Annotated in this window: 5 protein-coding genes and 1 pseudogene; all 6 read left to right on the top strand. The window is 42.6% G+C overall.

What is annotated here, in order from left to right:
* Positions 1 to 815 (top strand): annotated as a pseudogene (locus tag L0J61_RS08875) (hypothetical protein); the annotation flags it as partial.
* Between the two features lie 284 nt (positions 816 to 1099).
* Positions 1100 to 1426, top strand: a complete 327-nt coding sequence (locus tag L0J61_RS08870) for a hypothetical protein (RefSeq protein WP_301466087.1) — start codon at positions 1100 to 1102, stop codon at positions 1424 to 1426.
* Positions 1408 to 2619 carry a FimV/HubP family polar landmark protein gene (locus L0J61_RS08865; RefSeq protein ID WP_301466086.1) on the top strand — a complete coding sequence of 404 codons (1212 nt, stop codon included), beginning with the start codon at positions 1408 to 1410 and terminating at the stop codon, positions 2617 to 2619. Before L0J61_RS08870 ends, L0J61_RS08865 begins: the two co-directional genes overlap by 19 nt.
* A gap of 162 nt (positions 2620 to 2781) precedes the next feature.
* Positions 2782 to 3882: an asparaginase gene (locus L0J61_RS08860; protein ID WP_301466085.1), complete on the top strand. Its 1101-nt coding sequence runs from the start codon at positions 2782 to 2784 to the stop codon at positions 3880 to 3882.
* Between the two features lie 47 nt (positions 3883 to 3929).
* On the top strand, positions 3930 to 4769 hold the full coding sequence (gene truA / locus L0J61_RS08855) for a tRNA pseudouridine(38-40) synthase TruA (RefSeq protein WP_301466084.1): 840 nt from the start codon (positions 3930 to 3932) through the stop codon (positions 4767 to 4769).
* 106 nt (positions 4770 to 4875) lie between these two features.
* Positions 4876 to 5097: a translation initiation factor IF-1 gene (gene infA / locus L0J61_RS08850; protein ID WP_301466083.1), complete on the top strand. Its 222-nt coding sequence runs from the start codon at positions 4876 to 4878 to the stop codon at positions 5095 to 5097.
* The last annotated feature ends 319 nt before the right edge of the window (positions 5098 to 5416 follow it).

Genomic DNA, 5416 nt, shown 5'->3' with positions numbered 1-5416 from the left:
CGCCTATATCAGCTAGCAATATTGGTAATCATCAAGCTGATAACACTAGCCGCTTCGACAATGGTCATCTAGGCACGAGCAAAGCTCAACCATTATCTGTCAGAAACGGTGCACCGCCACCGCTATTATCAGCGCCAAATCTATCAGACCAGCACTCATCGATGAATGAGGCATTAATCGCCAAAAGTGCAGCTAATAATGCTCCAGCCCATGCCGCGCCAGTCAAGTCGCCTGCATCTGCAGCAACTTCAACGCCTATATCAGCTAGCAATATTGGTAATCATCAAGCTGATAACACTAGCCGCTTAGATAACGGCCGTCTGGGCAAGAGTATTGTGGCAAAGAGCACTGGCCATGGGTTTGATATCAATGAAAACCACCGACAATCCATGAAACGCTTGGACGACGGGCGCTTGCACGACATTGTAACTAGTAACACCGTTATCGATAATGTAGTTTATAAAGCTTCGTCTGCTAGCAAAACTGCCTCTCTAGACCATAATCCAACGTCATCTAAATCTGTGCTTATTACAGCGCTTGCAGATAGCCCCTCAGAAAATCTCAACATACAGGTTACTCGTTTGATAAAATCAAACACCAACAAGTATACTGAGATGGCGTCGCCTTTGGTGCCCATAACCAACGACAGCAATCTAGTTACTGCAGCAGCTAACCTAGATAATAACCCTGCATCCGATACGACTCTAGATAGCTATCAAGTGCAGCGCAATGATAGTTTGTGGAGCATTTCACGAATTATCGCGCAAGAAAATAACTTGGTCGCGAGCGCATTAGATATGTATGAAACAAGCTAAAAAATACTGCCTAGACTCCGCAGGCGCCTGTCGCTTAAAACAAGCCGCTACAAAAAACTGACTCTTAGATACTCATCTTTAGTCGTGATGGTAGTATGGGTGGTAATAAGATAAAATTAGCGGCGGCGAAAGGTCATCAGTTAATTATACACAGACGCTCTTACCACCTTAAAACGCAGAGTCGGTCGGTTGGTAGGTTGGCAAGCTAGCCTAGCAGTCTCCTCAATCAATAATTGCCTTATAGATCAGTACAAAATGCTGTCAACGTAGGCGCTGGAGTAACAATGGACAATTTACTATACATAATCGCTGGTTTGGTGGTCATATTATTGGTAGGTATTTTATTACTACGCAAAAATAAAGCACAGCCGTCTTCGACTCGAGCTCATGCCAGATCAAGTAGTAAAGTTAGTTCAACGTCACCCATATCTAGAAATGAAAAAACACTTTCGAGCGGTATGGCTAACGAAAATAAGTTTGATCCTGTTTCTATTGCGCAACGCTTTATGGATCAGCAACGCCATGACAAGGCGATAGAGGCGCTAAATCGTGGTCTGCAACAAAAGCCAAATGATAGCCAAATGATAGCCAAATGCTACTTCAACTGCTGAGTATATATGGTATTACGGATCAACCAGATAACTTTAAGAAAGTTTATGACTCCATAACAGCTCAAAACAACCCAAAAAGTGTTGCCTCAGCAAATGAATTACATTCATTGTACTTTGAAGAGCCAGATCAATTAACCACGCAAGACGGTTCAACAGAGAGACAAGACCATTCTGAAGGGCTTGATTTTGGTCTACCTACCAATCAAACTGACGGCTCAGGAAGTATCCATAATGATGATATAACACAAAATAGTGACAACGCCGTTGCTACGGATACATCTACAGACAACCTCTCACTCTCTGGCGATTTGATGGCAGCTGATATTACAGTCGATAATAACCAAAACGACTTTGATTCAACGCTCAGCGACCTAGAAGGTGACCTAGAGAATGGTTTGAATGAACCAACCACTAATACAACACCTGTTACGACACTCGACGATCATGAAAACCTATCCTTACCCACTAACAGTGACGTAGCCACTGATTTAAGCGAATTTGATTTTGGTTTCGACGAACCTGAGAAAGAGAACAACTATTCAGAACAAATACTGACTTCAAATGAATCTGGTGATGCTGAATACGTCGAGGTAGACAGTGTCGAAATGGACAGCACCGAAGACAACAACGATGATTTCGTGTTAGATTTCAGTGATTTAGAAGATAAATCAGAGGATAACGGCTTTACTCAGGAAGACGACAGTGGATTGACTCTATCCTTTGACGATCTTGATGAGCCAGACGATTCTGGGAGCCCACATGATTTAGAGTCTGATCTAAACCCTGAACTACAACCTGAAGAGCCAACTGTTAAAGCAGAATCTGACAAACAAAAGAGCAGCTCACCCTTGTTCGATGATAACTTTTTAATCGATGACGACTTTGATTTTGACGCTTTTTCAGAAAATCCCACATCGGCCGCTCCCATCGTTTCGATAGACCCTGAAGATACTACTGTTGAAAGTATTACTTCTGAAGAGCCCAGTCCTATTGAAGAATTCTCTGAGCAATTTTCCGCTGATTTTGACTTTGTACGGTCCTTAGACAACAAACAAGTAACGCTAGATCTAGCAGATCAATACCTACAGCTTGGCGAATACGATAGTGCCAAACGCTTACTAAAAGAGGTCATGGCTCAAGGTAGTATTGATCAACAACGCCAAGCAAAAGCGATTCTAAATCGCACCGCTTAGAAAGCTTCTTACTTCTTTATCAGCAACCATTCTTTCATTACGAGAATAGTTGCTGATTTTTTTTGCATTTACGCTTTATACTATCTATTATTACCGCACTGTGGCACTGCTTAACATTTACTGTTCTCTTTTATCAAACCCTTATTTATTGCGGCTCATAATATGCCTTCTTCTGCTATGAAAAAGACTCTCACAGATCCTATTCACCTTATTTATGCTGGCGGCACTTTCGGCAGCTACGGACGACCTTTAGCCCCTTTATCAGCAGAAAATTTTTTACCAATTTTACAACAATTGGTATCTGAGCAAAAAAGTGATAACTATTTTCCCCACATTTATTGGCTGAACAACACGCTTATCAAAGACAGCAGTCAACTAATCCCCATCGATTTTGTGCATTTTTATCAATTGCTGCTGGCCGCCTATACGCAAAGGCACAGACGTTTTGTACTGATCACTGGCACTGATACCTTAAGCTATTTGGGCGCATTTCTAGCAGAGGCTTTCGCCGGTAGTGACATTTGCGTGGTCGTCACTGGTAGTATGCGTCCATTACTCGATAGCGAAATATTACATTCTTACGCAGTTGATGCTTATTCTGATGCGTGGGAAAACCTCAACGAATCATTGAAGTTAGCAGCGGCTGGCGAATCAGGCGTGAAAATTCATTTCTCTGGTGAGTCTTGGCCTGCCCAAACCGTACAGAAAATCCATAGCCATGATTTGATGGCGTTTACTGGTCATTCTAGGGCTGCCTACCCATCCAATAGTTACATAAAAAACTTAACAGACGCTCGTCGTCAGCATTGGTCAGATGAGCAGCGCTCGTTACTCACCAATATATCGTCTCGTGCAGAGCACACTCACGTACATGCTATTTACTGCTTACCTAACGATACTGAGGTGATAAACAAACAGCTACAGGCATTATTGTCCCAGCTTCCATGTGGCATTATTCTATTAGGCTTTGGTGCTGGGAATGTCCCTTACTCAGCAGCACTAGCTGAGACATTAGAGAGTTTGTTTAAAAAAGGACACATGGTTATTTGCGCCAGTCAGGCACCGTTTGGCGGTGTCAGTGAAAGCTATGCTGCTGGTAGTTGGCAGTATGATCATCATGTATTATCAGGAGGTCGTCTGACCATTCCAGCCATTTATGCACGGCTACTGTGGTTATTACTGCGCTATGACAGCCCTGCAAGACGTCGCCAACGTTGGTTGAACAATATCAATCAGACAGGTACTAGCATTAAGAAACGCTAAACAACCTCAAAACTTTTTTTATTTAATCTATAAGCACCAAAACCACCATGCCTGAGAATAATAACATCGAATCTGAAAAACCTCCTGTCTATACCTTGGCTATTGCGATTGAGTTTTTAGGTACCCAGTATCATGGCTGGCAGCGACAGCGCGAAGTACTGGGTGTACAAGAAGCGCTTGAAACCGCGATCGGTAAAGTGGCTAACGAGCCAGTAGAAGTCATCGCCGCCGGTCGGACCGATGCAAGCGTCCACGCAAGCAATATGATCGCTCACTTCACGACACACGCCTATCGCCCCACACACAATTGGCTTCGTGGTGTCAATAGTTTACTACCTGATGACATCGCTCTACGCTGGATACAACCGATGCCACCTGAGTTTCATGCACGCTTTGGTGCAATTGCCAGACGCTATCGATACATCACTCTCAATCAACCGCAGCGTCCGGCGATTTTAAGTCACCAAGTAACTCATGTTTACGAGCCTCTTGATTTGAGCGCAATGCAGCTGGCTGCCGCTGACATCGTTGGTACGCACGATTTCAGCAGTTATCGTGCTGCCGCTTGTCAGTCTAATCAGCCAGTAAGGACTATCCGTCACGCTAGACTCTTTACCCATGGTCAATTCATCGTTTTTGACATTCAAGCTGATGGATTTTTGCATCATATGGTTCGTAATCTAATGGGCACCTTATACGCGATCGGCAAGCATGAGCTAGAACCGTCTGACTTTCTAAAAATCTTAGCTAAAAAAGACCGTACTATCGCCCCGCCTACGGCTTCTGGGGATGGCTTGTATTTTATCAACGCCTATTATCCCGAGCACTTGCAAAGCCTGCTACCAGCTCCCCCATTGACTCCTATTTGGCTCAATTTACCCGACTGACATACATATCAGTTACAGACTGTCAAGCAAAAAGCAGGTTTTGTATTGCATTAATCCGTCAACTTGCGTATAATACCCGCTTATTTTTAAATGATTGATACCCATTATGGCAAAAGACGATATTATTGAATTTGAAGGCGAAGTCATTGACACCCTTCCTAATACCTTGTTTAAAGTGCGTTTAGAAAACGACCACGAAATCATTGCACATATCTCAGGAAAGATGCGTAAGCACTACATCCGTATTTTGACTGGCGATAAAGTAAAAGTTGAGATGACACCTTACGACTTATCAAAAGGTCGTATTACCTATCGTGGTAAAAACTAAGCGATCACTTATTACTAGTTAGTTACTACTTTAGTTGTTACCCACTAAGATGGTTATAACTGCATTTAAAAAATGCTTGAGTGGTTTAACTGATAAAAATAATGGAAATGCTAATCTACTCATTATTGCCTATCAAGATCTTAGCTAAAACCCATACCAGTAATGACTTTATAAGTACTAACTATGAAAATGCTAATCTACTCATTATTGCCTATCAAGATCTTAGCTAAAACCCATACCAGTAATGACTTTATAAGTACTAACTAATGAACTACCCACTACCTTAGAGGTAGGGGTTTCTTAGGTAATGCTCATACTT

The organism is Psychrobacter sp. (genome assembly GCF_030457785.1).
Taxonomy (GTDB): Bacteria; Pseudomonadota; Gammaproteobacteria; order Pseudomonadales; family Moraxellaceae; genus Psychrobacter.
Note: the sequence above shows the minus strand (reverse complement) of the source record. Positions and strands in the feature narration are given on the sequence as shown.

Bases quoted from the DNA above. Each gene is read 5' to 3' on its own strand.
- L0J61_RS08870 (WP_301466087.1), top strand. From the start codon at position 1,100: ATGGACAATTTACTATACATAATCGCTGGTTTGGTGGTCATATTATTG.
- L0J61_RS08865 (WP_301466086.1), top strand. From the start codon at position 1,408: ATGCTACTTCAACTGCTGAGTATATATGGTATTACGGATCAACCAGAT.
- L0J61_RS08860 (WP_301466085.1), top strand. From the start codon at position 2,782: ATGCCTTCTTCTGCTATGAAAAAGACTCTCACAGATCCTATTCACCTT.
- truA (WP_301466084.1), top strand. From the start codon at position 3,930: ATGCCTGAGAATAATAACATCGAATCTGAAAAACCTCCTGTCTATACC.
- infA (WP_301466083.1), top strand. From the start codon at position 4,876: ATGGCAAAAGACGATATTATTGAATTTGAAGGCGAAGTCATTGACACC.